Annotated in this window: 1 protein-coding gene; it reads right to left on the bottom strand. The window is 77.6% G+C overall.

What is annotated here, in order from left to right; genetic code table 11:
• Nucleotides 1–89 precede the first annotated feature (89 nt).
• Nucleotides 90–1,039, bottom strand: a 950-nt coding sequence (locus tag ACWD3D_RS37410) for a hypothetical protein (protein WP_451465076.1), incomplete at its 5' end; no start/stop codon positions are given.

Below are 1,039 nucleotides of genomic sequence, written 5' to 3'. Positions count from 1 at the left end.
GTCGGCAGCCCAGCCGCCACTGCTCGAAGGTGAGCCCGGTGTCGGTGAGGAAGTCACGGCGAAGGGTGCGCGCGCTCAGGCCCCCGGCCTCAGCCGATGTCGGGCGGATCGATCCTGATGCGCACGGGATCCGCTCCGCCCCTGGCCGTCCGCGCGGCCTGAGCCGCCTTCAGCGCGGCCGCGAGCGCGGCACCGCGCCCGGGGACCACCCGGATCAGCAGCCGCTCCCAGGTCTCGCCCTGCGGCGCGTCCCCGGTCCGGCGCGGTCGCCCCGGTCCGGCGGAGGGTACCGGTACCGGCCCCAGGATCTCGGCCTCCGGCGGCAGGCTCGCGCTCTCCAGGAACGCGGTGAGCGCCCCGGGCGGGCCCGTCACCGAGGCCATCCGGGAGACGGGCGGGAAGCCGAGTTCGGCCCGCTCGGCCAACTCCCGGCGGGCGAACCCGGCGGGGTCCCACCGCACCAGAGCCTGGACGGGGCCGAGCGTCGGTTCGGCCACGACGACCACGGCACCGCCTTCCTCCTGGCCCCGGACCAGGGAGGCGGCGGCGATCCAGCGGCGCAGCGCCTCCTCGCCCGCCCGGAGGTCGGGCCGGCCCAGCATGGCCCAGCCGTCGAGCAGAAGGGCCGCCGCGTATCCGCCCTCGGCGACGGGTTCGGCGCCGGGGGTGCTCACCACGAGGGCGGGCTCGCCCGGTACCTCGTCCAGGATGTGGTCGCGCCCCGAGGTGCGGACCGGCACCTTGGGGAAAGCGCGGCCGAGTTCGTCCGCCGTCCGCCGGGCCCCGACGATCCGCGCGCGCAGCCGGGTGGCTCCGCACTCGGCGCAGTGCCAGGCGTGTTCGGGCCGCCCGCACCAGGCGCAGTCGAGCTCCCCCTGGTCCTGGGCCTGGAGCGGTCCGGCACAGTGCCGGCAGCGGGCCGGGGTGCGGCAGCGCTCGCAGGCGAGCCGGGGGGCGTAACCCCGGCGCGCCGAGGCGTCCACCCCGAACGCGGTCGGGCAGACGTACCCCAACATCACCGCGATCCACCGCCCCGACC

The organism is Streptomyces sp. NPDC002690 (assembly GCF_053592415.1).
Note: the sequence above shows the minus strand (reverse complement) of the source record. Positions and strands in the feature narration are given on the sequence as shown.